Origin of the sequence: Allomesorhizobium camelthorni, from assembly GCF_011045125.1 — a bacterium.
Lineage (GTDB): Bacteria > Pseudomonadota > Alphaproteobacteria > Rhizobiales > Rhizobiaceae > Allomesorhizobium > Allomesorhizobium camelthorni.
In genome coordinates this window covers 44,480-71,454 of the sequence record NZ_JAAKZF010000023.1, presented here as the reverse complement: position 1 = coordinate 71,454, position 26,975 = coordinate 44,480, and the positions used below count along the sequence as shown (strand labels likewise).

The following is a 26,975-nucleotide window of genomic DNA, read 5'->3' as shown; positions in this document are numbered from 1 at the left end:
GCGGCGGGAGCAAATCGGTGAACCGTCTTGAACGCCTGCTGCGCCCGAAATCCATCGCCGTGATCGGCGGCGGCGCTTTCGCCATCAATGTCGTCAGGCAATCGCTGAAGATGGGCTTTCCCGGTGACATCTGGCCGGTGCATCCGAAGAAGGACGAGATCGAGGGCGTGAGGGCCTACCGCTCGGTCGCCGACCTGCCGGGCTCTCCGGATGCCGTGTTCATCGGCGTCAACCGTTTCGCCACCATCGATGTCGTGCGCGAGCTTGCGGCGCGCCGGGCGGGCGGCGCCATCTGCTTCGCCGCGGGCTTCCGGGAGGCCGGCGCGGACGACGAGGACGGCGAGCGGCTGCAGACGGAACTGGTCGTAGCCGCGGGCGACATGCCGGTCATCGGTCCCAACTGCTACGGCCTGATCAACTATGCCGACGGGGCGCTGCTGTGGCCGGACCAGCATGGCGGACAGCGGCTGGAGGCGGGTACGCGCGGTGCGGCGATCATCACGCAGTCGTCCAACATTGCCTGCAACCTCACCATGCAGAAGCGCGGCCTGCCGATCGCCTTCCTGATGACGGCCGGCAACCAGGCGCAGACCGGGCTGTCCGAGATGGCGCTCGGGCTGATCGAGGACGACCGTGTCTCCTGCCTCGGGCTGCACATTGAAGGCTTCGATTCGGCAGCTGGTTTCGAGCGGCTGGCGGCGAGGGCGCGGGAGCTGAAGAAGCCGATCGTGGCGATGAAGGTCGGCCGTTCCGAGCAGGCGCGAGCCGCCACCATCTCGCACACCGCCTCGCTCGCCGGGTCCGACGCCGCGTCCGAAGCCTTCCTCAAGCGGCTAGGCATTGCGCGGGTCGGTTCGATCCCGTCCTTCCTCGAAACGCTGAAGCTGCTTCATGCCGGCGGCCCGCTTTCCGGCTACACGCTTTCCTCGATGAGCTGTTCCGGTGGCGAAGCATCCGTGATGGCCGACACCGCGGAGGGGCGGAAAGTCCGTTTCCCAGCTCTTACCGAGGCGCACCGGGCGCATGTGAAATCGACGCTCGGCCCGCTGGTGGCGGTCGCCAATCCGCTCGACTACCACACCTTCATCTGGAACAACGAACCGGCGATGGCCGAGACCTTCACGGCGATGGTCTCGGGAGGGTTTGACCTCAATATGCTGGTGCTCGATTTCCCGCGTACTGACCGTTGCTCCGACGCCGACTGGTGGCCGACGGTGCGGGCATTCGAGGCGGCCCTGAAGGCCAATGGCGCGCGCGGCGCGATCGTCGCTTCGATGCTGGAAAACCTGCCGGAAGAGCATGCCGCCAAGCTTTTCCGGCGCGGCATCGTGCCGTTGCATGGCATAGTCGAAGCGATGGAAGCAGCCGAGGCGGCGGCGTTTATAGGGGAGGCGTGGAAGCGGCCTTCTACCTCCCCCTTGAGGGGAGGTCGCGCCGAAGGCGCGGGTGGGGGTATCGGCGCCAAGACACCCCTAACCCCTTCCCTCAAGGGGGAGGGCGACACTTGCGCGCTGGACGAAGCCGAGGCCAAAACCCTGCTCGCCAAAGCAAGCCTGCCGGTCCCGAAGGGCCAGCGCGCCGGAGCCGTGGCGGAGGCGGTTGTCGCCACCGACGCGCTCGGCTTGCCGGTTGCGCTGAAAGCGCTGGGGGTTGCCCACAAGAGCGAGCTGGGCGCAGTCAGGCTCAATTTGAAATCCGCCGAAGAGGTGCGGGCCGCCGCGGCGGCGCTGCTGCCGCTCGGCGACGAGCTTTACATCGAGCGCATGGTCCAGGGCGCGGTCGCCGAGTTGATCGTCGGTTTCACGCGGGACCCGATGTTCGGCCCGGTGATGACCGTCGGCACGGGCGGCGTGCTGGTCGAGCTTCTGAAGGACTCCGCCACGCTGATGCTGCCGGCGACGCGGGATGACATCGAAACCGAACTGCGCGGGCTGAAACTGTTTCCGCTGCTGGATGGCTATCGCGGCCGGCCGAAGGCCGATCTCGATGCCGCGATCGAGGCTATTCTGGGCATTGCGGCGTTTGTGCTGGAGAACGCTGATAGGGTCGAGGAGATGGATATCAACCCGCTTATCGTTTGCCGGGAAGGGCAGGGCGCGTGGATTGCCGATGCGCTGATGGTGATGCGGAAAGCGCCCTCCTCCCCCCTTGCGGGGGAGGTGTCGCCGGAGGCGACGGAGGGGGGTGGAGACGAAGCGCTCGGTTCTTCACCGACACAGTATTCTGCGCCACCCCCACCCGGCCCTCCGGGCCACCCTCCCCGCAACGGGGAGGGAGTCGCGCACGCTGACGCCAAGGGAGAAAACCCATGACCGAAGTAATCACCACGCGCCGCGAGGGCGGCATTTTCGAGGTCACGCTGGACCGGCCGAAGGCCAACGCCATCGACCTGCAGACGTCCCGCCTCATGGGCGAGACCTTCCAGGCGTTTCGCGACGACACGGACCTGCGCGTCGCCATCGTGAAAACCGCGGGCGACAAATTCTTCTGCGCAGGCTGGGATTTGAAGGCGGCGGCCGGCGGCGACGCGGTCGACGGCGACTACGGCGTTGGCGGCTTCGGCGGCCTGCAGGAATTGCGCGACATGAACAAGCCGGTGATCGCCTGCGTCAACGGCATGGCGGTCGGCGGCGGTTTCGAGCTCGCGCTGTCGTGCGACCTGATCTATGCCTCGGATCATTCGAGCTTCGCGCTTCCGGAAATCCGCGCCGGCACGCTGGCCGACGCCGCAACGGTGAAGCTGCCGAAGCGCATTCCGTATCATGTCGCCATGGACCTCCTGCTCACCGGGCGCTGGATGGATGTGGCGGAGGCGCATCGCTGGGGGCTGGTCAACGAAATGCTGCCGAAGGACAAGCTGGAGGACCGGGTCTGGGAGATTGCGCGCGTGCTCGCCGGCGGGCCGCCGCTGGTTTTCGCCGCGATCAAGGAGGTCGCGCGGCGCGCCGAGGCAATGGAATTCCAGGACGCGATGAACTGGATCACCAAGCGAAAATTCCGCACGGTGGACGAATTATATGCGTCGGAGGACAACCAGGAAGGCTTTCGCGCGTTTGCCGAAAAGCGGGATCCAGTGTGGAAGGGCAGATAGGCCGCCATCGTTTTCGAGAGGAACTCGCCGTGGCTGATGAACTGAGCCGGCTCGCGATCTGCAGGATCTTGAGCGCTTTCTGGTCACTCGGCAGAGGGTCGGAGATCTGGATGGAATGGTGGCGCTCTATGAACCCGGCGCCATCATCGACAGCGGCGACGGCTTGACCGAGGGCAAGGATGCAATCCGCACCTTCTTTGCGGAGATCATCGCATCAGGGGCGCCAGTTCCAGTTCGGGGAGCAACGCCCCGCCGTCGTCAGTGGAGACCTGGCGCTTACCTCTACACGTTTTCCCGACGGCAGCGTCAGTGCCGAAGTCGCCCGCCGCCAGGGTGACGGAACATGGCTTTGGGTGATCGACCGATTTTCGAACTCGTAGGGCGCGCCAGTTCGAAGACAGGTCGGCGGCCGCAACTGAAGCGCAAGGGAGTCGGCAAACGATCGCCATGACCGACTACGAAAAACTGATCGACGCGGAGACCTGGGCGTTCATCGAGCGCACCAATTCCTATTATCCGCCCGATACCGTCGACTACACAATCGACGAGCAGCGCGAGATCTATGACCGCATGTGCCGCGCCTTCCATGCCGGTTATCCGGAAGGCGTGACGGTCGAGGATTCGACGATCAGCACGCCGGCGCATGCCATTCCGATCCGCACCTACCGCACCGCCGCGCCGGAATCCTCGGCCATGGTGCTCTATTTTCACGGCGGCGGTTTTATCCTCGGTGGGCTCGACAGCCATGACGACATCTGCGCCGAATTGTGCGCCGGCAGCGGTTACGAGGTGGTCTCGGTCGATTATCGCCTCGCGCCAGAGCACGTTCACCCGGCCGCATTCGACGATGCGCTGGCGGCGTTCGACTGGGCGACGACTGCCTACAAGCGGCCGATCCTGCTTTGCGGCGATTCGGCCGGCGGCAATCTTGCAGCCGCGGTCAGCCACGCGACGCGCGGCCACAAGCGCCACCCGGTCGGGCAGGTGCTGATCTATCCGGGGCTCGGCGGCGACGCTTCGAAGGGTTCCTATATCACCCATGCCGAGGCGCCCATGCTGACCGTGCGCGACCTGGAATTCTACAAAAATATCCGCACCGGCGGTATCGACCGCACCGGCGACATCACGCTCGCGCCGCTCGCCGATGCCGATTTCGCCAATCTGCCGCCGACCGTGATCGTGACCGCCGAATGCGACCCGCTGTCCTCTGACGGCGAGGCCTATGGCAGCCGCGTAGTTGCGGCCGGAGGCAGGGCCTGGTGGCATGAGGAGCCGGGGCTCGTGCACGGCTATCTGCGCGGGCGGCATATGATTTCACGGGCCCGCGCCAGCTTTGGCCGGATCATCGAGGCGGTAACCGTGCTCGGCAAGGGCGAGTGGGCGTGGTGAGCGTTTCCAGGGTACCCTGCGCCGCACCATTTTCACGCGTCCTGATGACGACGCCGATGCAAATGGCAAGCGCAAATCGACGGGCGGAGAGCAAATCAGTTAACCCGGTGTTGCACAACGTTAACGCGAACCCGGTCGCCCCGGTGGGACATGGATGCTAGCCTGCTGCGGGGAGGATAAAACGCAGGAACAGGAGGCCGTATGGCTACCGTACTCAACGCCAAAGGCGTTCCCCTTCCCTATAGCGGATCTTCCGTCAATCACTTCTCGGCGACAAATTCCGGTCCGCGGCTTTACGGCAGCTCCAGCAATGATTCGATGTGGGGCGACAGTTCCGTAAACGTGGTCATGTCGGCGGGATTGGGCGATGACATTTACTATCTCTATTCGGCCCGCAACAGCGCCTTCGAAAGAGCCGGCGAAGGCGTGGATACCATCAATACGTGGATGAGCTACACGCTCCCTGAAAATTTCGAAAACCTCATCGTAACCGGCGACGGGCGCTACGCCTTCGGAAATTCGGGCGACAACATAATCGCCGGCGGTTCCGGCCGGCAGACGCTCGACGGCGGTGCGGGCGACGACGTGCTGAAGGGCGGATCGGGCGCGGACATCTTCATCGTCTCGGAAGGCAACGGAAGCGACCTGATCCTCGATTTCGGAGCCCAGGATCAGGTACGCCTCGAAGACTACGGGTTCATCTCGTTCGACGCCGTGCGGTCGAACATGACCCAGACCGGCGCCGATACGCGGCTCGATCTCGGCGACGGCGAGATCCTGGTTTTCGCCAACACCAGCGTCGATGAGTTCCACGCGGCGCAGTTCAAGCTCAACCTCGATAAATCGGAGATGCGCCTGTCATTCTCGGACGAATTCGACACGCTCAGCCTGTGGGACGGCGCGAGCGGCACCTGGGACTCGAATTTCTGGTGGGGGCAGCCGAACGGAAGCACGCTGGCGGAAAATGGCGAGAGGCAATGGTATATCGATCACGATTACGGCCCGACGAGTTCCGTCAACCCGTTCAGCATCGATGATGGCGTGCTCACAATCACCGCCGCGCGGGCGCCGGAAGCAATCAGGCCCGAGATCAACAATTACCAATACACGTCCGGGCTGATTACCACCTACGAGTCCTTCTCGCAGACCTACGGCTATTTCGAGATGCGCGCCGACATGCCGGACAATCACGGAACCTGGCCGGCCTTCTGGCTGCTGCCGGCGGACGGGTCCTGGCCGCCCGAAGTCGATATCGTGGAAATGCGCGGACAGAATCCCGAGACTATCCAGGTGTCGTTGCATTCGAACGAGACGGGAAGCCGCACGACGGTGTCCTCGGCGGTTAATGTGTCCGACACCGAAGGTTTTCATACCTACGGCGTGCTTTGGACCGAAGAGGAACTCGTCTGGTATTTCGACGATGTCGAGGTTTTCCGGACCGACACGCCGGACGATATGCACCAACCCATGTACATGCTGGCCAATCTGGCCGTGGGAGGCGTGGCCGGTGAGCCGGCCGACGGGCTGGCCACGCCCGCCGAAATGCAGATCGACTACATCCGCGCCTACGAGCTGGATTGGCTCGCCTGAGACCCAAAGATCAGCGCCCGCCGCTCGGGCGGCGGGCGCTGAATGACCGTTCAGTCCAGGAAAGGTCTCGCCCGCATTGTTTCCGGGATGCGGACGCCTAGGCGTGAAAGCACTGTCGGCGCCAGCTGCAGCTGGTCGAGCAGAACATCCTCGTTCGGTCCCGCGCCCCTGCCGAAATAGTAGAGCGCGAAATCCTGCATCTCGTCGTCATGGCCGCCATGGTGGCCGCGAGCAGTCTGGCCGTGGTCGGCCGTCACGATCACCTCGTAGCCGGCCTTCAGCCACCGCGGCAGGAACGGCGCCAGCATGGCGTCCATGGCAAACAGCGCCTGATCCATCTCGCCGCAATCATGGCCGTAGCGGTGACCCATCGAATCCAGCGTGCAGGTGTGCAGGATGCCGTAGTCGATGCCGTGCCGCTCGGCCAGCATGGTCAGCGTGGCGAACAGATCGATGTCGCTCGGCGTCATCTGGTTCTTGTGATTGTAGCCGGTCATGGTGTGGAAGCGGCCATGCGTGATCGGCCCTTCCGGCTCGTCATATTCGATATCGCGCACCAGATCGAAGGGCGCGCGGTTGAAGAAGATCGACCAGAAGGAATGCGTCACCGCGCCGGTCCTGCCGCCGGCCTTCGTCACCTCGGAAAAGATGTCCGGCTGCGCGACACGAAACAGCGTCTCGTTCGACACCACGCCATGCACTTGCGGCGGCACGCCGGTGTGAATCGAGGCGTAGCAGGAGGCCGAGGTGGAGGGCAGGACGGAGCGCATCTTCCAGACGCGCGCCTCGCCCGACTGCACCCAGCCCTCGAGGTTGCCCATGAACTTGCGCCAGTTGCGCCACGGCAGGCCGTCGAGGACGATGAGGAGGAGTTTGGTGTTCATGTCGTCGTTCAACTCGATCTGCCCATTGTTCGAGTTCGGCGCAGGTCAGTTCGGTTTGCCGGCGACCTCATATGACCTAGGGGTCCGAACCTTGAACCAGCCGGCGGGGGACCGCTTGGAGTGAAGCAGTCCGTCGCCGGAACAAAGTCCAGGCTTCAGCCGACCAGCCAGCATTTGGACAGCGCATAGCCGCCCATCATCTCCTGGTTGCCGTCGGGCGTCCAGCCGCCGACCTGCGGCCCGGTCGCGTCGATGAAATCGTTGAACATCGGCGTGATGACCCCACCCTCGTCGCGCACCAAATGGCCCATGTCGGCGTAGATCTTCTTGCGCTTCTCGGCGTCGAGTTCGGAACGCGCCGCAAACAGCATCTTGTCGAAGCCTTCATTGAAGAAACGGGTATCGTTCCAATCAGCCTTGGAATAGTAGGCCGTCGAATACATCTGATCCTGGGTCGGACGGCCGCCCCAGTAGGAAGCCGAGAAGGGCTGTTTGTTCCAGACCTCGGCCCAGTAGCCGTCACCCGGCTCGCGCTTGACCTCGATGGTGATGCCGGCTTTGGCCGCGCTCTGCTGATAGAGCTGCGTTGCGTCAACGGCGCCCGGGAAGGCGACGTCTGAAGTGCGCAGCAGGACAGAGCCACTGTGACCGGATTTCTTGTAGTGGAAGGCTGCCTTGTCCGGATCGTAGGTGCGCTGCTCCATTGCGGTGAACAGCGGGTAGGACTTGTTGATCGGCGTATCGTTGCCGACCGAGCCGTAGCCTTGCAGAATCTTCTGCACCATCTCGTCGCGGTCGATGGCGTATTTCAGTGCCAGGCGCAGATCGTTGTTGTCGAACGGCGCGGTGTTGCAATGCATGATGAAGACGTAGTGGCCCTTGCCGGCGACGTTCTGGATGGTGACGCCGGGCACGCGCTTGATCAGCTCGACGATCTTCGGCTCGACCCGGTTGATCATATGGACCTGACCGCTCTGCAGCGCAGACGTGCGCGCTGTCGCGTCATTGATAATGACGATCTCGATCTGGTCGGCGAAGCCGCGGTCATCGCGCCAGTAGCCGGCAAATTTCTCGCCGCCAAGCCGCACGCCGGCCTCGTTGACCGTGACCTTGTAGGGCCCGGTGCCGATACCTTCGGCCGGATTGTCCTTGCCGCCGTTCGGCTGGATCATCAGGTGATAGTCGTCGAGCAGGAAAGGCAGGTCGGCGTTAGGTTCCTTCAGCGTGAACACGACCGTATCGCCATCGACCTTGACCGCGTCGATACCCCCCATGATGCCGAGCGCGCCGGACTTGGATTCCTTGTCCGAATGCCGCTCCATGGTCGCCAGCACGTCGGCCGGCGTCATCTCCTTGCCGTTGTGGAACTGCACGCCCTTGCGGATCTTGAAGGTCCATACCCTGGCGTCGTCCGATGCGTCCCATTCCTCGGCGAGCGCCGGCTTCACGTCGCCCTCGGGCGACATCTGGACGAGCTGCTCGCCCCATTGACGTCCGAAGAAATAGGGGACCTGGCTTGACCAGGCTGCCGGGTCGAGGCTGTCCGTCGCCGCGCCGCCCTGCATGCCGGCCTTGAGAATGCCGCCCTTGACGGGCGTCTGAGCGCAGGCTGAATTCGCAAGAAGCGAATTTGCGAAGGCGGCGCTTACGCCGAGCGCGGCAGCGCGTCCGAGAAAGTCGCGGCGACTCAGTTTGCCGGCGGCAATGCGCCCGCTCAGATATTCGAGTTCACTGGGCATGTCTTCTCCGTTGGACTTGAGACTTCACGGACCGAGAGCCGAGGACAATCAATTCCCCGCGCTCTCCATCCGCCTTCCCTTGATCGCCTTCTCCAGCCAGCCGATTTCCATCTCCGGGACCGATGACAGGAGCAGGTCGGTGTAGGCGTCGAAGGGTGGCCTAAGTACTTCGGATTTCGCGCCGTAGCGGACGACTTCGCCGCGGTACATGACCGCGATGGAATCGGCGATGGATTTGACGGTCGCCAGGTCGTGGGTGATGAAGAGGTAGGCGACGCCTTCCTCCTGCTGCAGGTCGAGGAGCAGGTTGAGGATGCCGTGGGCGACGAGCGGATCGAGGGCCGAGGTCACCTCGTCGCAGATGATGAGCGTCGGCTTGGCGGCGAGCGCGCGGGCAATGCAAACGCGCTGCTTCTGGCCCCCGGACAGTTCGGCCGGGTAGCGGTCGATGAAACCCTTGCCCATCTCGATCTTCTCGAGCAGTTCGGTGACGCGCCGGTCGCGCTCCTTGCCGCGCATGCCGAAATAGAACTCCAGCGGCCGGCCGATGATGGTGCCCACGGTTTGGCGCGGGTTCATGGCGACGTCGGCCATCTGGTAGATCATCTGCAACTGGCGCAGGTCTTCCTTGGTGCGGTCGGCGAGGCGGTTGGCGAGCTTTCGCCCGGAGAATGTTATGCTGCCTTCCATCGGCGGCAGCAGGCCGGTGATGGCTCGGGCCAAAGTGGATTTGCCGGAGCCGGACTCGCCGACCACCGCAAGCGTCTGGCCAGGGAAAATGTCGACGGTGACGTTCTTCAGCACCTTCACCACGCCGCCGCCATAGGTGGCGGTGACGTTCTTCACCGACAGGAAGGGCTTTGTGCCGGGCTTCTTCTCCTGGTGCTCGATCTGATGCACCGACACCAGCGCCCTGGTGTAGTCCTGCCTCGGTTCCTTGATGATCTGGCGGGTTCCGCCCCATTCGACCAGCTTGCCATGGCGCAGCACCATGATCTCGTCGGCGACCTGGGCCACCACGGCGAGATCGTGGGTGATGTAGAGCGCCGCGACGCCCGTGTCGCGGATGGCGTCCTTGATGGCAGCGAGAACGTCGATCTGCGTCGTCACGTCGAGCGCCGTCGTCGGCTCGTCGAAGACGATCATGTCGGGCTCGGAGCACAGCGCCATCGCCGTCATGACGCGCTGCAGCTGGCCGCCCGAAACCTGATGCGGAAAGCGCTTGCCGATGTTTTGCGGGTCGGGCAGGCTGAGCTTCTTGAACAGGGCTATGGCGCGCTTTTCGGCTTCAGCCCGGCTCGCGACGCCGTGCAGCAATGCCGCCTCGACCACCTGATCCATTAGACGATGCGCCGGGTTGAAGGCGGCCGCTGCGGACTGCGCGACGTAGCAGACCTCGCGGCCGCGCAGCTTGCGGAACCCTTGCTTGCCGCCCTTCAGTACGTCGCGGCCGTTGAGGATGACCTCGCCGCCGGTGATACGGCAGCCGCCGCGGCCATAGCCCATGGAGGAGAGGCCGATGGTCGATTTGCCGGCGCCGGATTCGCCGATCAGGCCGAGCACCTTGCCGCGTTTCAGCGTCAGCGACACGTCGTCGACGATCGTGATGTCCCTAGGCGCTTCGCCGGGCGGAAACACCCTTGCCTCGATCCGGAGGTTGCGGATGTCGAGCAGGATTTCCGGCTTTTCTTTCGTCCCAGCCTTGGCCATCAGGCGCGCCCTCCCTTGAGGCTCGTCGTACGGTTCAGGATCCAGTCGGCGACCAGGTTGACCGAGATCGCCAGAGCGGCGATCGCAGCAGCGGGGATCAACGCTGCCGGAATGCCGAAGACGATGCCGTCCTTGTTTTCCTTGACCATGCCGCCCCAATCGGCGGCCGGCGGCTGGACACCGAGGCCGAGGAAGGACAGCGCCGACAGGAACAGCACGGCGTAGATGAAGCGCAGGCCAAGCTCGGAAACCAGCGGCGACAAGGCATTGGGCAGGATCTCACGAAAGATGATCCAGCCGCGGCCTTCGCCGCGCAGCTTGGCCGCCTCGACGAAATCCATGACGTTGATGTCGGCCGCGACAGCGCGAGACAGGCGATAGACGCGAGTGGAATCGAGAATGCCCATGACCAGGATAAGGGTGACCAGGGTCGAGGGCAGGACCGACAGCACGACGAGGCCGAAGATCAGGGTGGGGATGGCCATCAGCAGATCGACGAAGCGCGACATCAACGTGTCGAACCATCCGCCGACGACGGCCGCGGTGAAGCCGAGGATCGAGCCCAGCGAGAACGACAGCGCCGTCGCCAGGACTGCGATGAAGATGGTCGTCTGCGCGCCGTAGATGATGCGCGACAGAAGATCGCGGCCGAGATTGTCAGTGCCGAGCCAATATTGCGCCGACGCCGGTTCCCAGACATTGCCGACGATCTCGCCGAGCCCGAACGGCGCGATCCACTGCGCGAAGATTGCGGCGATCAGGAACAGCGCGGTGAAGAACAGGCCGAGCAGGGCGCCGAGCGGAATACGTTTTATGTCGAGCACCGCGCCGCCCTCACTTTGGATGCCTGAGCCGCGGATTGGCGATGATCGCGGCAATGTCGGCGATGATGTTGAGGCCGATATAGACGGCGGCGAAAATCAGCCCGACGGCCTGCACCACCGGTACGTCGCGCTTCGAGACGTGGTCGACGAGATACTGGCCCATGCCGGGATAGACGAAGATGACCTCGACCACGACGACGCCGACGATCAGGAAGGCAAGGTTGAGCATGACGACGTTGATGATCGGCGCAATGGCGTTCGGGAAAGCGTGCTTGCGGATGACGTCGAACGCCGACAGGCCCTTGAGTTCGGCGGTCTCGACATAGGCCGACTGCATGACGTTGAGGATCGCCGCGCGGGTCATGCGCATCATGTGGGCGAGAACGACCAGCGTCAGTGCGGTGGCCGGCAGGGCGATTGCGGCCATCCGCTCGCCGAACGGCATGCCGTCATAGACGGTGGAAATGCCCGGGAACCACTGCATCTTCACGGCGAAGAAATAGACCAGGAGATAGCCGATGAAGAATTCCGGCAGCGAGGTCGAGGCGAGAGCCAGGCCGGAGATCAGCTTGTCGACGAAGCCGTTGCGGTAGCGCACGGCGAGCAGGCCGAGGATGATCGCCAGTGGGACGGAAACGACGGCGGCCCAGAAGGCGAGGAACAGCGTGTTCCACAGCCTTCCGCCGATCGATGTCGCGATGTCCTGGCGGCTGGACAGCGCCGTGCCGAGATCGCCGGTCACGACGCCGCCGAGCCATCTGAAATAGCGGATATAGGCCGGGTCGTTGAGGCCGAGTTCCTCACGCAGATTGGCGAGCGAGGCCGGCGTCGCCGACTGGCCGAGAATGGATTGGGCGACGTCGCCGGGCAGGATCTGCGTGCCGGCGAAGATCAGGACCGAAACGGCCAGAAGCAGTAGCAGGCCCAGCGCGATGCGCTGGGCCACCAGTGTCAGGATGGGTGACGACATCTCCGCAAGGCCGGACTCAAGCCTCGAGCCAGCACTTCGACAGCGCGTAGCCGTTCATCAATTCCTGATGCGGATCTTCGATCCAGCCGCCGACCTTTGGGCCGGTCGCATCGATGAACTGGTTGAACATCGGCAGGATGAGACCGCCTTCGTCGCGCACGATCATCGCCATGTCGCGATACATCGCCTTGCGCTTGTCGTTATCGAGTTCGGCGCGGGCGGCGAACACCATCTTGTCGAAATCCTCGCGCAGGAATCGCGTGTCGTTCCAGTCGGCGGTCGAGATATAGGCCGTCGAATACATCTGGTCCTGGGTCGAGCGGCCGCCCCAGTAGGACGTGCAGAACGGCTGCTTGTTCCAGACTTCCGACCAGTAGCCGTCGCCGGGCTCGCGCTTGACCTCGATGGTGATGCCGGCCTTGGCGCAGCTTTGCTGGTAGAGCTGGGCAGCGTCGACGGCGCCGGGGAAGGCGACGTCGGAAGTGCGCAGCAGGACCGATCCGCTGTGGCCGGACTTCTTGTAGTGGAAGGCGGCCTTGTCGGGGTCGAACTTGCGCTGCTCGATATCGTCGGAAAACAGCGGATAGGACGCGTTGATCGGGAAATCATTGCCGAGCGAGCCGTAGCCGCGCAGGATCTTGTCGAGCATCTCCTCGCGGTCCATCGCGAGTTTCAGCGCCATTCGCAGATCGTTGTTGTCGAATGGCGCGGTGTTGCAATGCATGATGAAGACGTAGTGGCCGGGACCCGAATGGTTGCGGATCGTGACGCCGGGCACGCGCTTGATGAGGTCGACGATCTTTGGCTCGACGCGGTTGATCATATGGACCTGGCCGCCCTGGAGCGCCGAGGTGCGGGCGGTGGCGTCGTTGATGACGATGATTTCGACCTGGTCAGCATGGCCCATCTTGTCGGCCTGCCAGTAGTTGGCGAAGCGTTCGCCGCCATGGCGGATGCCGGGTTCGTTGACCGTGACCTTGTAGGGCCCTGCGGAGATGCCAGCATCCGCACCGTCCTTACCACCATTTGGCTGGACGATGAGGTGGTAGTCCGACAGCAGGTAGGGGAGGTCGGCATTGGCCTCCTTCAGCGTCAGGACCACTTCCTTGCCGTTGACCTTGATCGAGTCGATGCCCTTCATGTAGCCGAGGGCGCCCGATTTGGAACCTTCGTCGGAATGGCGCTCCAACGTGGCGGCCACGTCCTCTGCAGTCACGGTCTTGCCGTTGTGGAACTCGATGCCGTCGCGGATCTTCAGCGTCCACACTTTGGCGTCGTCTGACGAGCCGATCTCCTCCGCGATCCGGTATTCGAGCGCGCCATCAGGCGACAACTCGACGATCATCTCGCCCCACTGCTTGCCGAAAGAAAAGGGGACCTGCGTCATGAACAGAGCGGGGTCGAGGCTGTTGGTGGATTCACCGCCCACGAGGCCGGCCTTGAGGATGCCGCCCTTGACCGGGCCGGCCGCGCGGGCGGCGGAGGCAAGCAGCGAATTGGCGAAGCTGGCGGTGACGCCGAGTGCGGCGGCGCGGCCGAGAAAATCGCGGCGGTTCATCTTGCCGGCGGCGACACGACGGCTCAGGAAATCGAGTTCGTTGGACATTTGTAGTTCCTCACTCAGGCGGTTTTGCCGACATCATTTTTGTATTTTTTGTGAGTTGAATATTGGCCGCAACATCGCCGCTGGCGCAAGGCAGAATGCGACATGACGTGGCGTAAATGGTATGTCGCTTCTGGACCAACCGTGTCTGGGGCTCAGATGTGATCACGGCGGATTTTCGCCTCGAAATCGCGCGAGAACACCAGCTTTTCCCCCTCATAGGCTTCGATTCGCCCGGTCAGGTGGAAATTCTCTGCGTCGGAGTGCATGGTGGTGAACGTCTCGGTCCGGACCGACCAGTCATTTCGCGACAAGCTCTCCGTCCAGCGGGTTTGCCCATGGGCGGAAAGCGGATCGTTCGGATCGATGGTCCAGGTTTCGCGGGCGATGCTACCGGTGACCAGACCATGGTCGCTGTCGCGCTTCTCGCCGAAATCGTCGACGATGTTCAGCGAGACCTTTCCGGTGGTGGAATCGCGCTCGACGGTGCGGCTGTTGGAGCTTTGCCGCAGCGTTTCGGTGCGCCAGGGAGCGGCGGCCTCCGGCTCCTCGAATGAGACCTCGTCGCCCGCGCCGGAAGGCCGGACCGGCAGTTCGAGCACGCCTTCGTGCAGGGTGAGCGTAACCATTTCCGGCGACGGCCATACCAGCGGCCAGTAGGTCGACGAAACTGCCACCCGCAAGCGGTTGCCCGGCGCTGCGCTGTATGCGATGTCGTCCAGCCTCAGCGCGACCTCCATGATCTCGCCGGGGACTATATCTTTGGGATGTTCGTGGCCGCTGCGATGGCAGAGATTGAACACGCCGTAGGTGATGCGTGTGGAGGCGCCGTCGGGCTGCACGTCGCATAGCCTGACCGCGATCATGGCGCGCGGGCGGTCGGCGGACAGTTTAAGGCGAAGCACCGGCGCGCCGACAATGTCGGTCTGCTCGCCGAGCGGTGCGGTGTCGAAGCAGACGGATTTCTCATCGTCGATGCGCTGGTCGCCCGGCAGTTCCGGCCCGAGCCAGATGGCGCAGTATTCGCCGCCGGCCATGCCGCAATCCTGCGGCGAGGACATATGGATCGTCGGAAGCACGCCGGCCTTGTCGAAGAGGACGCCGCCGGCGCCGAGATGCAGCCGGCGCGCCGTAATGCTGGGCGAAGGCCAGCTTTGCTCGGCGATCCAGCGTCCCGGCCGCTCCTCGTACCAGTCGCGTGGCGGGGCTGAATCCATCAGGTAAAGCCGCATCGCCGGGTCGTTCTCGACGCCCGTCTCAATGCCCTTCAGCCAGCGGTCCCACCAACGCAGCGCCTCCTGCAGGAAGCCGATGGCCGGATTTGGCACGGCGAAATGCGGGTATTTGTGAATCCACGGCCCGATTATGCCCTTGGCCGGCGCGGAAATGCCTTCGACGAGCCGGGACACGGCGTTCTTGTAGGCATCGCCCCAGCCGCCAACGGCAAGCGTGGCGGCCTTGATCGCCGAAAAATCCTTGCAGACCGAGCCGCGCTTCCAGTAGGCGTCGCGGTTCTGATGTCTCAGCCATACGGCGGGCAGGAAAGGTTCGTTTTCCAGCCGCTCAAGCCACATCTCGCGCCATTTGTCGCCGACCAGTACGGGATCCGGCGGCCGCGACGAATAGGCAAGCATGGTCGCGCCCCAGCCCTGGTTTTCGTTGAGCAGCAGCCCGCCCTTGTAGTGGATGTCGTCGGCGTAGCGGTCGTCGGTGGAGCAAAGCGTGATGATCGCCTTCAGCGCCGGCGGCTGCTTGGCGGCGACCTGGAGCGCGTTGAACCCGCCCCAGGAGATGCCCATCATGCCGGCCGTACCCGAACACCAGGGTTGCGAAGCAGCCCAGGCGATTACATCGCAGGCATCCTGCAATTCCTGCTCGGTGTACTCATCCTCCATCAGGCCTTCGGAGTCGCCATTGCCGCGCATGTCGACGCGTATGCAGGCATAGCCATGGCCGGCGAAATAGGGATGGGTGAGACTGTCCCGCGCCGTCGTGCCGTCGCGCTTGCGGTAGGGCAGATGTTCGAGGATCGCCGGTACCGGATTTTCCACCGCGTCCTCCGGCATCCATACCCGGGCCGACAGCCGGCAGCCATCCGGCATGACGATGCCCATGTCTGGAAATTCGATGACTTTGCGGGGGAAGGTCGTGATGGTCTTCATGCCAAAAACTCCTGACGGGCAGTATCAGGCATGGAGACGGCTTTAAGTTCAATGCGGATTAGCGTCCTGCCCCATCGCATTTGCGTCCGGAGGAGCAATCGCGGCCCAACTCCGGCAGTCCCGCTCGCAGCTAGAGGACTTGCATTCTGATCTGATTTTTTGTATTACTTTTATCGTTCAGCAGAACGCTGCCGCGGGAGTCTTGCCTGAAGATCGTCTGGGATGAGCCGAAGCGAACTGCTAACCTAAGAAATCGCGGGCTCGACTTTGCCGATCTCGACATTGAGTTTTTCGCAGCTTCGACAGTCGTCCCCGCCAAGGTCGGGCGGCTTAAGGCGATCGGCGAATTCGGTGGAATGGTTCTCACCGTGATTTTCAAGCCGCTCGGGCTAGAAGCGATCTCGGTGGTTTCGATGCGCCGCGCCAGCCGTAAGGAAAGGAAAGCACATGGGCAATCCTAACCGCATCCGCCCCCTTACCGATGAGGAAGAAGCGGAAATTCAGAAGCAGATAGCTGCCGACCCGGATGACTCCGACGTCACGGACGGGGAACTCGCACAGGCGCGGCCTTTCAAGGACGTGTTTCCCGACCTGTACAAGAAGATTGAACGGGCACGCGGACGTCCAAAACTGGAAAAGCCCAAGCAAGTGGTTTCTATCCGTCTCGATCAGGATGTCATCGCCAAGTACAAGGCGACCGGCAAAGGCTGGCAGGCACGGATCAATGACGTCTTGAAGAACGCCAAGCTCGGTTAATCGCGTCGGAACCTTCAATTCAGCGGAATGTCGTTCTCAATCTTCCTGTCCTGGTATTCGGCCGAAAGCGCGTCGTAGCGAGCGTAGATTTTTGTGATCCGCGCTTCCAGCCTAGCCCGGTCGGCTTCGGGCAAAATGCGCACCAGCTTGCGGATTGAATAGCTCTTCCAGTAGGCGTTCTCGGCATTGTAGCCGCCCGGATCGAGTGTGAAGACCTCTTTCAGGATTTTCAAATCGTGTGGGATGGCGAAGCTGTCGCGCGAATCCTCGTGGCTGAACAGGTAGAAGAAATTGTCGAAACCGGTCCAGGTGATCGCCGAGAGGCAGAGCGAGCAGGGCTCGTGGGTCGCCAGGAAGATGCAGTCCCTGGTGTCCGGCCGCTTCTCGCGCGGCATCTCATAAAAGCGTTTCAGCGCGTGGATTTCGCCGTGCCAGAGCGGGTTTTCGATCTCGTTGTTGGTCTCGGCGAGCACCAGCGAGCGATCGTTCTTCCGCAAGATAGCTGCGCCGAAAAGCTTGTTGCCGTGCGATACGCCTTCGGCCGTCTTGGGCACGATGTCGTGCTCGATCACGTCGAGCAGGCGGTCGATGAGGGCGTCGTCGTTCAAAGCGTCATTCCGGGCAAGTGGATTTCCCAGGGCTCATCGAAGAAGAACTCCTCGAGATTGGAGCCGTCGCCGCCGCGGTCGACCACCAGGAACTCTTGCGGCTCGTCGATCGGGGTGAGCACGCCATGCCAGGTGTTGCGCGGATAGTTGACGCCCTGTCCAGGCTCGGTGACGAAGGCGTGCGGCGCGCCGGGGCCGTTTTCGCCGTCATGGCAGACCACCACGACGAACGGCCGGGGAGCGAGCGGCATGAAGGCCTGGCTGCCGAAGGGGTGGCGCTCGACCATGGTTAGCCGCAGCGGAAACACGTAGGGCGCGCTCTTAACAATAGAGATCAGCACGCGGGCATTCGGTCCCTCGGCCTCCACCCTGGCGAGGTCGTGGTAGCGCTCGGCCTTGCCGCCATTGATCGGGTAGTGGTTGTCGCCTTCCATATCGAGCACGTCGCCGAACTCGGCGAAGGCCTCGCGGGTCAACGTCTCTGCAAGGATCTTTTTCACGGGAACATCCCTATCCGAAGTGTTTCGCGGCGCCCGGCGCGCCGAGCTTCATGTGCCGGTTGACGTCCTTGTAGAGGAGATAGCGGAACTTGCCGGGGCCGCCAGCGTAGCAGGCCTGCGGACAGAAGGCCCGCAGCCACATGTAGTCGCCGGCCTCGACCTCGACCCAGTCCTGGTTGAGACGGTAGACCGCCTTGCCCTCCAGCACATATAGGCCGTGCTCCATCACATGCGTTTCGGCGAAGGGGATCACCGCGCCCGGCTCGAAGGTGACGACTGTGACATGCATGTCGTGGCGCATGTCGGCCGGGTCGACGAAGCGCGTTGTCGCCCATTTGCCGTCGGTGCCCGGCATCGGGGTAGGCGCGATCGCGGCCTCATCGGCGAAGAAGGCTTCTGGAATTTCGATACCGTCGACGAAGTCGTAGGCCTTGCGGATCCAGTGGAAACGGACCGGTACTGAGCCTTCGTTGCGAACGCTCCACCGGCTCGCCGGCGGGATGAATGCAAAGCCGCCAGGCCGCATCGACTGTTTGCGGCCTTCAACGGTGACCGTCAGTTCGCCCTCCACGACGAAGAGCGCCGCTTCGGCGCCGCTGTCCGGTTCGGGCCGGTCGCTGCCGCCGCCCGGGCCGACCTCCATGATGTATTGCGAAAACGTCTCCGCAAAACCTGACAAAGGCCGGGACAGCACCCACGCCCTGGTTTCCTCCCAGAATGGCAGGCAGCTGGTCACGATATCGCTCATCACGCCTTTCGGAATGACTGCGTAGGCCGCGGTGAAGACGGCGCGGCCGGTGAGCAGATCCGTCTGCGGCGGCAGGCCGCCATGGGGCGCGTAATAGGTGCGGCCGGTCATGTTCGTTTCCTTAATTGCTCGCCGGCGCGCGCAGGTCTTCGGTGACTGTGCCGACCGCATCAATCTCGTGCTCGTGCGGCCAGTCGCGGAACGTCTCCGCCAGGCCGCCGGCATACCACTCCCGCATGGCAGGCAAGCCCAGCAACCGCGCCACGTAGGCGGCGGAGGTGGCGTCCAGTTCCAGGCCGTAGGTCTGGACGCGAAAAGCGACGGGGCAGAAGAAAGCATCAGCGGCGGAAAAATACGGGCCGGCGAGGAAAGGACCGCCGAAGCGGCTGATTCCGTCATTCCAGAGCACGGAAAGGCGAGCGATATTGGCCTTCAGCGCGTCCGGCTGTTGGTGAAGTTTGACTCGAACGCCGATATTCATGCCGCAGATATTGCGCAGGGCGGGAAAGCCGGAGTGCATCTCGGCGGCGGCTGAGCGGGCGAAGGCCCGCGCTGCGGGGTCGCTGGGCCAGACGCCCTCATGGCGCTCCGCCAGATACTCGGCGATGGAAAGGGAATCCCAGACCAAGATATTTCCGTCCCCAAGCAGGGGAACCATCCCATTGGGGGACAATAGGCGATACTCGGACCATGCGTCGTGATCGTGAAAGGGGATCAGGTGTTCGGAGAACAAAATCCCGAGCGTCTTCATCAGGACCCAGGGCCTGAGCGACCAGGAGGAGTAATTTTTGTTGCCGATATAGAGATCGTACATTGGGTGGCTCGTCTTGTTCAATCAGGCAGGATGTCGGCAAGGCGCAGAAGCGCGATGCGCTCCACCTCCGTGCATGCAGTGGCGAATTCGACGCCGCGATCGTTGCCGATGCGGGTTTCGAAAGCGGCCAGTATCTCGTCCTTGGTCCTTCCTTTGACGGCGATGATGAAGGGGAAGCCGAAGGTGGTGACGTAGGCCGCGTTGAGCTTCGAGAACAGCTCGCGCTCCTTGTCGGTGAGCGCGTCCAGCCCGGCGGAAGCCTGCTCCCTCGTTGATTCGGCGGTTAGTCTTTTTGCGGCCGCTAGCTTGCCGGCAAGATCGGGGTGCGCTTTCAGCACACCGAGCCGCTCGCTCTCGCTCGCCGACCGAAAGACGCGGCAGAGCGCATTGTGCAGGCCGCCGGCGCTGTCATGCGCGGGGCCAAGCTCCAGTTCGAAGGCGCGCTCGGCGACCCAGGGCGAGTGCTCGAAGACGCCGCCGAATTTTTCGACGAAGTCTTCCCGATCCATGCGGGAAGGACGCAGCGCCAGCGCCTGGTACGGGTGGTGCTCGCGCCAGTGGCGGGCGATGTCGATGCGCCGCGTCAGCCAGATTTTGTCGTGACCCTTCACATAGTCGATGAAGCGCTTCAGCGCCGCCGCACGGCCGGGCCGGCCGACGAGCCGGCAGTGCAGCCCGATATTCATCATGCGCGGCCGGCCCGCTTTGCCCTCCTCGTAGAGCGTGTCGAAGGAATCTTTCAGATAGACGAAGAACTGATCGCCGGAATTAAAGCCCTGCGGCGTGGCGAAGCGCATGTCGTTGGCGTCGAGCGTGTAGGGGATGATGAGTTGCGGCGGGATCGCGCCGCCGTGGCCGTCGTGATCGAGCCAGTAGGGCAGCTCGTCGTCATAGGTGTCGGACACATAGTCGAAGCCGCCCTCGGCCGCGGCGAGCCGCACCGAATTGATCGAGGTGCGGCCGAGATAAAGCCCCGTCGGGCGCTCGCCGGTGACTTCCGCATGCAGCCGGATCGCCTCCTCCAGGTCGCGGCGCTCGTACTCCATCTTATGGTCGCGGTAGTCGATCCATCGCAGCCCGTGCGAGGCGATTTCCCAGCCGGCCTCCTGCATGGCCGTTACCTGGTCGGGCGAGCGGGCAAGGGCAGTGGCGACGCCATAGACGGTCACCGGAATCTCGGCCTCGGTGAACATGCGGTGCAGGCGCCAGAAGCCGGCGCGGGCGCCGTATTCATAGATCGATTCCATGTTCCAGTGGCGCATCCCGGCCCAAGGCGCCGCGCCGACGATCTCGGACAGAAAGGCTTCTGAGGCGGCGTCGCCGTGGAGGATGCAGTTCTCGCCGCCTTCCTCGTAATTGACCACGAACTGCACCGCAATATGCGCGCCGCCCGGCCATTTCGGGTCCGGCGGGTTCTGCCCATAGCCGCGCATGTCTCGCTGGTAACGCATCAATCCCTCGCCGCAAGTCCTGTTGGATCTGCCAATCCAAGATAGTCGACGGGATCGGCCGGCATTCCCCCGAAAAATTTTGAAAGTCTTTTTGTGGCGTTCCGCTTCACCCGGACTTATGCATGGCATTTAATCGCCGCACAATCGACCGCTTAACACTTGAACGGTCTTGAGGGAGGCAGAATGTCGGGAACTGAAGGCGGGCGCCTGACCACCCATGTGCTCGACACCGCTTCGGGAAAGCCGGCGGCGGGCCTGTCCATTTCGCTGTTCCGCATCGAGGGCGAGGAGCGCACGCTGCTCAAGACCGTCTCCACCAACAGCGACGGCCGCTGTGACGCGCCGCTCCTGGCCGGCCCGGAGTTTGCGACCGGCGAATACGAGCTTGTGTTTGCGGCAGGCGACTATCTGAGGGCGCAGGGGATTGCGCTGTCCGAACCGGCCTTCTTGGACATCGTCCCTATCCGGTTTGGCATGGCCGAGCACAGGCACTACCATGTGCCGCTGCTTGTCTCGCCCTACGGCTACTCGACCTATAGGGGGAGCTGAAGGATGGCCGCAGTGAAGATCCGCAACGAAATCCGCTTCCTGCTGAACGGCGAGGCGGTGGCGCTGTCCAAAGTCGCGCCGGACGAGATGCTGCTCGATTTTCTGCGGCTGCGGCGTTCGTTGCGCGGCAGCAAGGAAGGCTGCGCCGAGGGCGACTGCGGCGCCTGCACCGTGCTCGTCGGGCGGCTCGCAGGTGGCGAGCTTGCTTATGAAAGCGTCAATGCCTGCATCCGTTTCCTCGGCTCGGTCGACGGCTGCCATGTCGTCACCATCGAGCACCTGCGCGGCGAGGGCGGCAAGCTGCACCCGGTGCAGCAGGCGATGGTCGATTTCCATGGTTCGCAATGCGGCTTCTGCACGCCGGGCTTCGTGATGTCGCTCTATGCGCTGTGGATGCGGAACGCCGCGCCGTCGGACGCGCAAATAGAGAAGGCGCTGCAGGGCAATCTCTGCCGCTGCACTGGCTATGAGGCGATCGTGCGAGCAGCGCGCGCGATATCGAGCTACGGCAAGGCGGCGAAAGACCCACTGGCAATGGAGCGCGCGGCGGTCGCGAAAAAGCTCACGGCGCTAAAGGACGGCGCGCGGGTCGAGATCGGCGAGGGCAAGGGAAGGCTGGTCGTGCCGGCGAATGTGGACGATTTCGCCGGTGTGCTCGAAGCCGAGCCGAAGGCGACCCTCATTGCCGGCTCGACCGATGTCGGGCTCTGGGTGACGAAATTCATGCGCGAGATTTCGCCGGCGGTATTCATCGGCGGTCTGGATGAGCTGCGGCGGATTTCTGAGCGCGACGGCATGATTTCGATCGGCGCGGGCGTCACCTACACCGAAGCTTTCTCGACGCTGTCCGAGCGCATCCCGGCGCTCGGGCCACTGTTCGACCGCATCGGTGGAGACCAGGTACGCAACATGGGCACCATCGGCGGCAACATCGCCAATGGCTCGCCGATCGGCGACACGCCGCCGCCGTTCATCGCACTCGGCGCGACACTGACGCTGCGCAAGGGCAATGAGCGGCGGACAATCCCGCTGGAGGATTTCTTCATCGCCTATGGCAAGCAAGACCGGCGGCCGCGCGAGTTCGTCGAGGCGGTGGACGTGCCGGTACCGGCCGAAGGCGCGCATTTCGCGGTCCACAAGATCACCAAGCGGTGCGACGAGGATATCACCGCGGTGCTCGGCGCATTCCACCTGAGGCTGGCCGGCGACGGCACGGTTGCGGACGTCCGCATCGCCTATGGCGGCATGGCGGCGACGCCGAAGCGGGCGAAAGCGGTCGAGGCGGCGCTGATTGGCAAGGCGTGGAGCGAAACGACGGTGGAGGAGGCGGTCGAGGCCTATGACGAGGATTTCACGCCGCTGACCGACATGCGCGCTTCGGCGGAGTACCGGATGCTGGTGGCGAAGAATTTGCTGCGGCGGTTTTATCTGGAGACGACCGGGGCGACGGTGCCGGTACAGGTCTCAAGGCATGAGGCGGCGTGATGGGCATGTTCATTCCGGATACTGGACCGACCCCCCTCTGGCCTGCCGGCCATCTCCCCCTCAAGGGGGGAGATTGGCAGTCCCACCCTCGGCGCCTTATCTTCAGGGATTGGCGAACGCGGTGCGGTCAGCCGATCTCCCCCCTTGAGGGGGGAGATGTCCGGCAGGACAGAGGGGGGCGCGAAGGATCGCGGCCTTGCCAGGTTTAGCCAATGACCAAACACCAGATAGTGAACCTCAAGGCCGAAAAAATCACAGGCGGCGTCGCGTCCGACCAGCGCCACGATTCGGCGCATAAGCATGTCGACGGCTCGGCGATCTACATCGACGACATGCCGGAGCCGGCCGGCACGCTGCATGGCTGCCTCGGGCTGTCGACGGTGGCGCATGGAACGATCCGCTCGATCGACCTGATGGGGGTTCGCTCAGCATCCGGCGTGGTCGACGTGCTGACAGCGAGCGATGTGCCGGGCGAGAACGACATTTCGCCGACCGGCCGGCATGACGAACCGGTGCTGGCCGACGGCGAGGTGCAGTTTCATGGCCAGCCGATCTTTGCCGTGATCGCCGGGACGCGGGAAGAGGCGCGGCGCGCCTGCCGGCTGGCGAAGATCGAATATGACGAATTGCCGGCGATCATCGATGTAGCCGACGCCGGTCGTCAGGGTGCAAAACTCGTGACGCCGCCGCTGACGCTGTCGCGCGGCGATGCCGCCGGGGCGATCGCCAAAGCGCCGCGCAGACTGAAGGGCCAAATGCGGGTCGGCGGGCAGGACCACTTTTATCTCGAGGGCCATATCGCTATGGCCGTGCCGGGGGAGGACGACGACGTCACTGTCTATTCCTCGACGCAGCATCCGAGCGAGGTGCAGCATATGGTCAGCCATGCGCTCGGCGTGCCGTCGCATGCGGTGACGGTCGAAATCCGCCGCATGGGCGGCGGCTTCGGCGGCAAGGAGACGCAGTCCAACCAGTTTGCGGCGATCGCTGCGATCGCGGCCAAGCGGCTTGGCCGGGCGGTGAAGATCAGGCCCGACCGCGACGACGACATGACCGCCACGGGCAAGCGTCATGATTTCCTCATCGACTATGAAGTCGGCTTCGACGACGACGGAAAAATCCGTGGCGTCGATTTTTCCTACGCGGCGCGCTGCGGGTTTTCGTCGGACCTTTCGGGGCCGGTGACGGACCGGGCGCTGTTCCATTGCGACAACGCCTATTTCTATCCGGCGGTGAAGGCGGTGTCGGCCCCGCTCTACACCAACACGGTTTCCAACACGGCATTTCGCGGCTTCGGCGGGCCGCAGGGCATGGTCGGCGCCGAGCGCGTCATTGACGAGGTGGCGTTCGCGACAGGGAAAGACCCGCTCGAAATCCGCAAGCTCAATTTCTACGGGACAAGCGACCGCAACGTCACGCCCTATCACCAGACGGTGGAGGACAACATCATCCAGCGGATCGTCGCCGAACTTGAGGAGAGCTCAGATTATGCGCGGCGGCGGCGCACGATCGATGCGTTCAACGCCAACAGCCGGGTGATAAAACGCGGGCTGGCGCTGACGCCGGTGAAATTCGGCATCTCGTTTACCGCCACGCATTTCAATCAGGCTGGCGCGCTGGTGCATGTCTATACCGACGGTTCGGTGCACCTGAACCATGGCGGCACCGAGATGGGGCAGGGGCTCTACGTCAAGGTCGCGCAGGTGGTGGCGGAAGAGTTCCAGATCGACATCGACCAGGTGAAGATCACCGCGACGACGACCGGCAAGGTGCCCAACACCTCGGCGACGGCGGCGTCGTCCGGTTCCGACCTCAACGGCATGGCGGCGCGAAACGCCGCGCGCACGATCCGCAACCGGCTCGCCGATTTCGCGGCTGAGAAATACGCGGTGCCGCTCGACCAGATCGAGTTCCTGCCCAACCGCGTGCGCATCGGCAACCAGCAGATCGCCTTCGCAGACCTGGTCAAGCAGGCCTATATGGCTCGCATCCAGCTTTCGGCCGCCGGCTTCTACAAGACGCCGAAAATTCACTGGAACCGCGATAAGGGGCAGGGCCACCCGTTCTATTATTTCGCTTACGGCGCGTCGGTGTCGGAGGTGTCGATCGACACGCTGACCGGCGAATATGTCGTGGAGCGCACCGACATACTGCACGAGACGGGACGGTCGCTGAACAGGGCGATCGACCTTGGCCAGATTGAAGGCGGTTTTATCCAGGGCATGGGCTGGCTGACGACCGAGGAACTTGTCTGGGACGAGAAGGGCCGGCTGCGCACCCATGCGCCGTCGACTTACAAGATACCGCTTGCGTCGGACCGGCCGAAGATTTTCAACGTGCGGCTTGCCGACTGGCCGGAAAACAGCGAGCCGACGATCCATCGTTCCAAGGCGGTCGGCGAGCCGCCCCTGATGCTGGCGATGTCGGTGCTGCATGCGCTGTCGGACGCGGTGGCGAGCGTCGCCGACCACAGGATCTGCCCGCGCCTCGACACGCCGGCGACACCCGAGCGCGTGCTGATGGCAGTCGAGCGGCTGAGGGCCGAAGCGGCGCGAAAATGAGCGGCACGGCCAAAGGCCTGCGGGCTTTCCTCGACGCGTCGCCATTAGCGGCGCTTGTCGAGGTGGCCGAGGCCAAAGGCTCGACCCCGCGCGAAAAAGGCGCCTGGATGCTGGTTTCGCCGGAGAGGATTTTCGGCACGATCGGCGGCGGGCAGCTCGAATTCATGGCGATCGACAGAGCGAGGGAGATGCTGGCGGCCCAACCCTCCCCCTTGCGGGGAGGGTTGCCCGAAGGGCCGGGTGGGGGTGGTTCCGCCAGGCAGGATTCCAAAAGAAATCCAGCAGAGGGCGGTGCACTTCATCTCCACCCCCACCCGTCGGCTACGCCGACACCCTCCCCGCAAGGGGGAGGGTTGGGCGCTGCGCTCACCCTCGACATCCCGCTTGGACCCGAAATCGGCCAATGCTGCGGCGGGCGGGTCGAGGTGTCGCTCAAACTTGCAGACGAGGCGGTTCGGTCCATGCTCCTTGAAGAAGCCGAGGCCGAGGACGCCAGGCTCCCCCATGTCTATGTCTTCGGCGGCGGCCATGTCGGCCATGCGCTGGCCTCGGCCTTCGCACTGCTGCCGGTGCGCGTGATCGTGGTCGAAACGCGTGCGGATGCGCTGGAGGGCATACCGGAAAGCGTCGAGACGCGGTTGACCCCGGTACCTGAAGAAATGGTCCGCGACGCGCCGGCCGGTTCCGCCTTTGTCGTTCTCACCCACGACCATGCGCTCGATTTCCTGATCGTCGCCGAGGCGCTTAAATGTGAGGACGCCGCCTATGTCGGGATGATCGGCTCCAAGACCAAGAAGGCGACGTTCAAGAGCTGGTATCTGAAGACAGTTGGCGGCAGCGAGGCCGATTTTGCCCGCCTCGTCTCGCCGATCGGCGGCGATCAAGTGAAGGACAAGCGCCCGGCAGTGATCGCTGCGCTGGCCGCGGCGGAGATCATGACGGCGCTGGCGCAGCCGGGGTGAGTTGACATTTGTACACACATCTCTACATCCATTATGGACGAACTTTTCGGGATTCCAGTGGGACGATGGCAACTGGCCGAAATGCGGCAGCCATGGTTTCACCAAACCTGAAATAGAAGCGGTGTTCCAAGGCGATGTACGTATCGCACCCGACTTCAAGCACTCCGCCGACGAGAGGCGCTACATCGCGGTTGCACGGCATGCGAACGGACGACCTCTCTTCGTCGGCTTCACCTTGAGGCAGGTCGATGACCGGCTGCTCGTCAGGCCGTTCACCGCCCGCTACATGCATGGAAAGGAGGCCCTGGGCTATGAAACGGAAAGTTCCAGTCATGACAACCGATGAGGAAGCCGAGGCTTTCCTTGAACAGGATCTGTCCGATCTCGATTTTTCCCAGTTCAAGCCTTACCGGTTCGAGTTCGAGAACAAGACCGCACGGGTCAATATGCGGCTTCCGGAAGGCCAGTTGGCAACGCTGAAGGCAGAGGCCAGGAAGCGCGGAATCCCCTATCAGCGGTTCATGCGGGAATTGCTGGAGCGCGGGCTGCAGAATTTGAAAGCTTCGTAGCGCATCCGCC

The 26,975-nt window shown here is 63.5% G+C and carries 24 protein-coding genes; 12 read left to right on the top strand and 12 right to left on the bottom strand.

The genetic code is table 11. The annotated features are described in order from the left end of the window. The first annotated feature begins 17 nt into the window (after window positions 1-17). The 4 genes from G6N73_RS17250 (at window position 18) to eglC (ending at window position 6,070) form a co-directional block, all read left to right on the top strand. Complete coding sequence (locus G6N73_RS17250) at window positions 18-2,312, top strand: acetate--CoA ligase family protein (protein ID WP_343044654.1); 2,295 nt, start codon at window positions 18-20, stop codon at window positions 2,310-2,312. After that, window positions 2,309-3,091 carry a carnitinyl-CoA dehydratase gene (locus G6N73_RS17245; RefSeq protein WP_165029736.1) on the top strand — a complete coding sequence of 261 codons (783 nt, stop codon included), beginning with the start codon at window positions 2,309-2,311 and terminating at the stop codon, window positions 3,089-3,091. Before G6N73_RS17250 ends, G6N73_RS17245 begins: the two co-directional genes overlap by 4 nt. A 447-nt stretch (window positions 3,092-3,538) precedes the next feature. Further along, complete coding sequence (locus tag G6N73_RS17235) at window positions 3,539-4,480, top strand: alpha/beta hydrolase (protein ID WP_165029734.1); 942 nt, start codon at window positions 3,539-3,541, stop codon at window positions 4,478-4,480. A gap of 201 nt (window positions 4,481-4,681) precedes the next feature. Further along, on the top strand, window positions 4,682-6,070 hold the full coding sequence (gene eglC / locus G6N73_RS17230) for an endo-1,3-1,4-beta-glycanase EglC (RefSeq protein ID WP_165029732.1): 1,389 nt from the start codon (window positions 4,682-4,684) through the stop codon (window positions 6,068-6,070). A 50-nt stretch (window positions 6,071-6,120) separates the two neighbouring features. On the opposite strand, the gene G6N73_RS17225 is transcribed toward eglC, so the two are convergent. The 7 genes from G6N73_RS17225 to G6N73_RS17195 form a co-directional block, all read right to left on the bottom strand. Continuing rightward, complete coding sequence (locus G6N73_RS17225) at window positions 6,121-6,954, bottom strand: alkaline phosphatase family protein (RefSeq protein ID WP_165029730.1); 834 nt, start codon at window positions 6,952-6,954, stop codon at window positions 6,121-6,123. Window positions 6,955-7,109: 155 nt separating this feature from the next. After that, entirely contained in the window at window positions 7,110-8,693 is a 1,584-nt protein-coding gene (locus G6N73_RS17220; protein ID WP_165029728.1) for an ABC transporter substrate-binding protein, read from the bottom strand. Window positions 8,694-8,741: 48 nt separating this feature from the next. After that, window positions 8,742-10,403, bottom strand: a complete 1,662-nt coding sequence (locus G6N73_RS17215; protein ID WP_165029726.1) for an ABC transporter ATP-binding protein — start codon at window positions 10,401-10,403, stop codon at window positions 8,742-8,744. After that, on the bottom strand, window positions 10,403-11,227 hold the full coding sequence (locus G6N73_RS17210; RefSeq protein WP_343044653.1) for an ABC transporter permease: 825 nt from the start codon (window positions 11,225-11,227) through the stop codon (window positions 10,403-10,405). The genes G6N73_RS17215 and G6N73_RS17210 overlap by 1 nt, the downstream gene beginning before the upstream one ends. Window positions 11,228-11,237: 10 nt before the next feature. Beyond that, window positions 11,238-12,197 (bottom strand): ABC transporter permease, encoded by a 960-nt coding sequence (locus tag G6N73_RS17205; RefSeq protein ID WP_165029724.1) that lies wholly within the window; start codon window positions 12,195-12,197, stop codon window positions 11,238-11,240. A gap of 16 nt (window positions 12,198-12,213) precedes the next feature. Further along, window positions 12,214-13,803: an ABC transporter substrate-binding protein gene (locus G6N73_RS17200; protein ID WP_165029722.1), complete on the bottom strand. Its 1,590-nt coding sequence runs from the start codon at window positions 13,801-13,803 to the stop codon at window positions 12,214-12,216. Window positions 13,804-13,955: 152 nt separating this feature from the next. Then, window positions 13,956-15,962 (bottom strand): CocE/NonD family hydrolase, encoded by a 2,007-nt coding sequence (locus tag G6N73_RS17195; RefSeq protein ID WP_165029720.1) that lies wholly within the window; start codon window positions 15,960-15,962, stop codon window positions 13,956-13,958. Window positions 15,963-16,168: 206 nt separating this feature from the next. Here G6N73_RS17195 and G6N73_RS17190 point away from each other — a divergent pair, with 206 nt between their 5' ends. Both G6N73_RS17190 and G6N73_RS17185 read left to right on the top strand, forming a co-directional pair. Beyond that, on the top strand, window positions 16,169-16,423 hold the full coding sequence (locus G6N73_RS17190) for a BrnT family toxin (RefSeq protein ID WP_165029768.1): 255 nt from the start codon (window positions 16,169-16,171) through the stop codon (window positions 16,421-16,423). Then, window positions 16,410-16,718 carry a BrnA antitoxin family protein gene (locus tag G6N73_RS17185; protein ID WP_165029718.1) on the top strand — a complete coding sequence of 103 codons (309 nt, stop codon included), beginning with the start codon at window positions 16,410-16,412 and terminating at the stop codon, window positions 16,716-16,718. The genes G6N73_RS17190 and G6N73_RS17185 overlap by 14 nt, the downstream gene beginning before the upstream one ends. Before the next feature lie 14 nt (window positions 16,719-16,732). Here G6N73_RS17185 and G6N73_RS17180 read toward each other — a convergent pair whose 3' ends face one another. The 5 genes from G6N73_RS17180 to puuE are packed head-to-tail and all read right to left on the bottom strand — an operon-like array spanning window position 16,733 to window position 20,839. Continuing rightward, entirely contained in the window at window positions 16,733-17,326 is a 594-nt protein-coding gene (locus tag G6N73_RS17180) for a nucleoside deaminase (RefSeq protein ID WP_165029716.1), read from the bottom strand. Beyond that, window positions 17,323-17,826: an ureidoglycolate lyase gene (locus G6N73_RS17175; protein ID WP_165029714.1), complete on the bottom strand. Its 504-nt coding sequence runs from the start codon at window positions 17,824-17,826 to the stop codon at window positions 17,323-17,325. The genes G6N73_RS17180 and G6N73_RS17175 overlap by 4 nt, the downstream gene beginning before the upstream one ends. 10 nt (window positions 17,827-17,836) lie before the next feature. Next, entirely contained in the window at window positions 17,837-18,685 is an 849-nt protein-coding gene (locus tag G6N73_RS17170) for a bifunctional allantoicase/(S)-ureidoglycine aminohydrolase (RefSeq protein ID WP_165029712.1), read from the bottom strand. Between the two features lie 10 nt (window positions 18,686-18,695). Beyond that, a complete protein-coding gene (locus G6N73_RS17165) occupies window positions 18,696-19,388 on the bottom strand; it encodes a glutathione S-transferase family protein (RefSeq protein WP_165029710.1) in 693 nt (230 codons plus the stop codon). Between the two features lie 17 nt (window positions 19,389-19,405). Next, window positions 19,406-20,839 (bottom strand): allantoinase PuuE, encoded by a 1,434-nt coding sequence (puuE, locus tag G6N73_RS17160; protein WP_165029707.1) that lies wholly within the window; start codon window positions 20,837-20,839, stop codon window positions 19,406-19,408. Between the two features lie 183 nt (window positions 20,840-21,022). Here puuE and uraH point away from each other — a divergent pair, with 183 nt between their 5' ends. The 6 genes from uraH to G6N73_RS17125 all read left to right on the top strand — a co-directional run bounded on the left by uraH (window position 21,023) and on the right by G6N73_RS17125 (window position 26,965). Further along, complete coding sequence (uraH, locus tag G6N73_RS17155; protein ID WP_165029704.1) at window positions 21,023-21,388, top strand: hydroxyisourate hydrolase; 366 nt, start codon at window positions 21,023-21,025, stop codon at window positions 21,386-21,388. Between the two features lie 3 nt (window positions 21,389-21,391). Then, a complete protein-coding gene (xdhA, locus tag G6N73_RS17150) occupies window positions 21,392-22,873 on the top strand; it encodes a xanthine dehydrogenase small subunit (protein WP_165029702.1) in 1,482 nt (493 codons plus the stop codon). A gap of 212 nt (window positions 22,874-23,085) precedes the next feature. After that, a complete protein-coding gene (xdhB, locus tag G6N73_RS17140) occupies window positions 23,086-25,434 on the top strand; it encodes a xanthine dehydrogenase molybdopterin binding subunit (RefSeq protein WP_165029700.1) in 2,349 nt (782 codons plus the stop codon). Beyond that, complete coding sequence (gene xdhC, locus G6N73_RS17135; RefSeq protein ID WP_165029698.1) at window positions 25,431-26,396, top strand: xanthine dehydrogenase accessory protein XdhC; 966 nt, start codon at window positions 25,431-25,433, stop codon at window positions 26,394-26,396. Before xdhB ends, xdhC begins: the two co-directional genes overlap by 4 nt. Window position 26,397: 1 nt before the next feature. After that, the gene (locus G6N73_RS17130; protein ID WP_165029696.1) at window positions 26,398-26,742 is read left to right on the top strand and encodes a BrnT family toxin; all 345 of its coding nucleotides are present in this window, start codon (window positions 26,398-26,400) and stop codon (window positions 26,740-26,742) included. After that, window positions 26,729-26,965, top strand: a complete 237-nt coding sequence (locus tag G6N73_RS17125) for a CopG family antitoxin (protein ID WP_246252139.1) — start codon at window positions 26,729-26,731, stop codon at window positions 26,963-26,965. The genes G6N73_RS17130 and G6N73_RS17125 overlap by 14 nt, the downstream gene beginning before the upstream one ends. The last annotated feature ends 10 nt before the right edge of the window (window positions 26,966-26,975 follow it).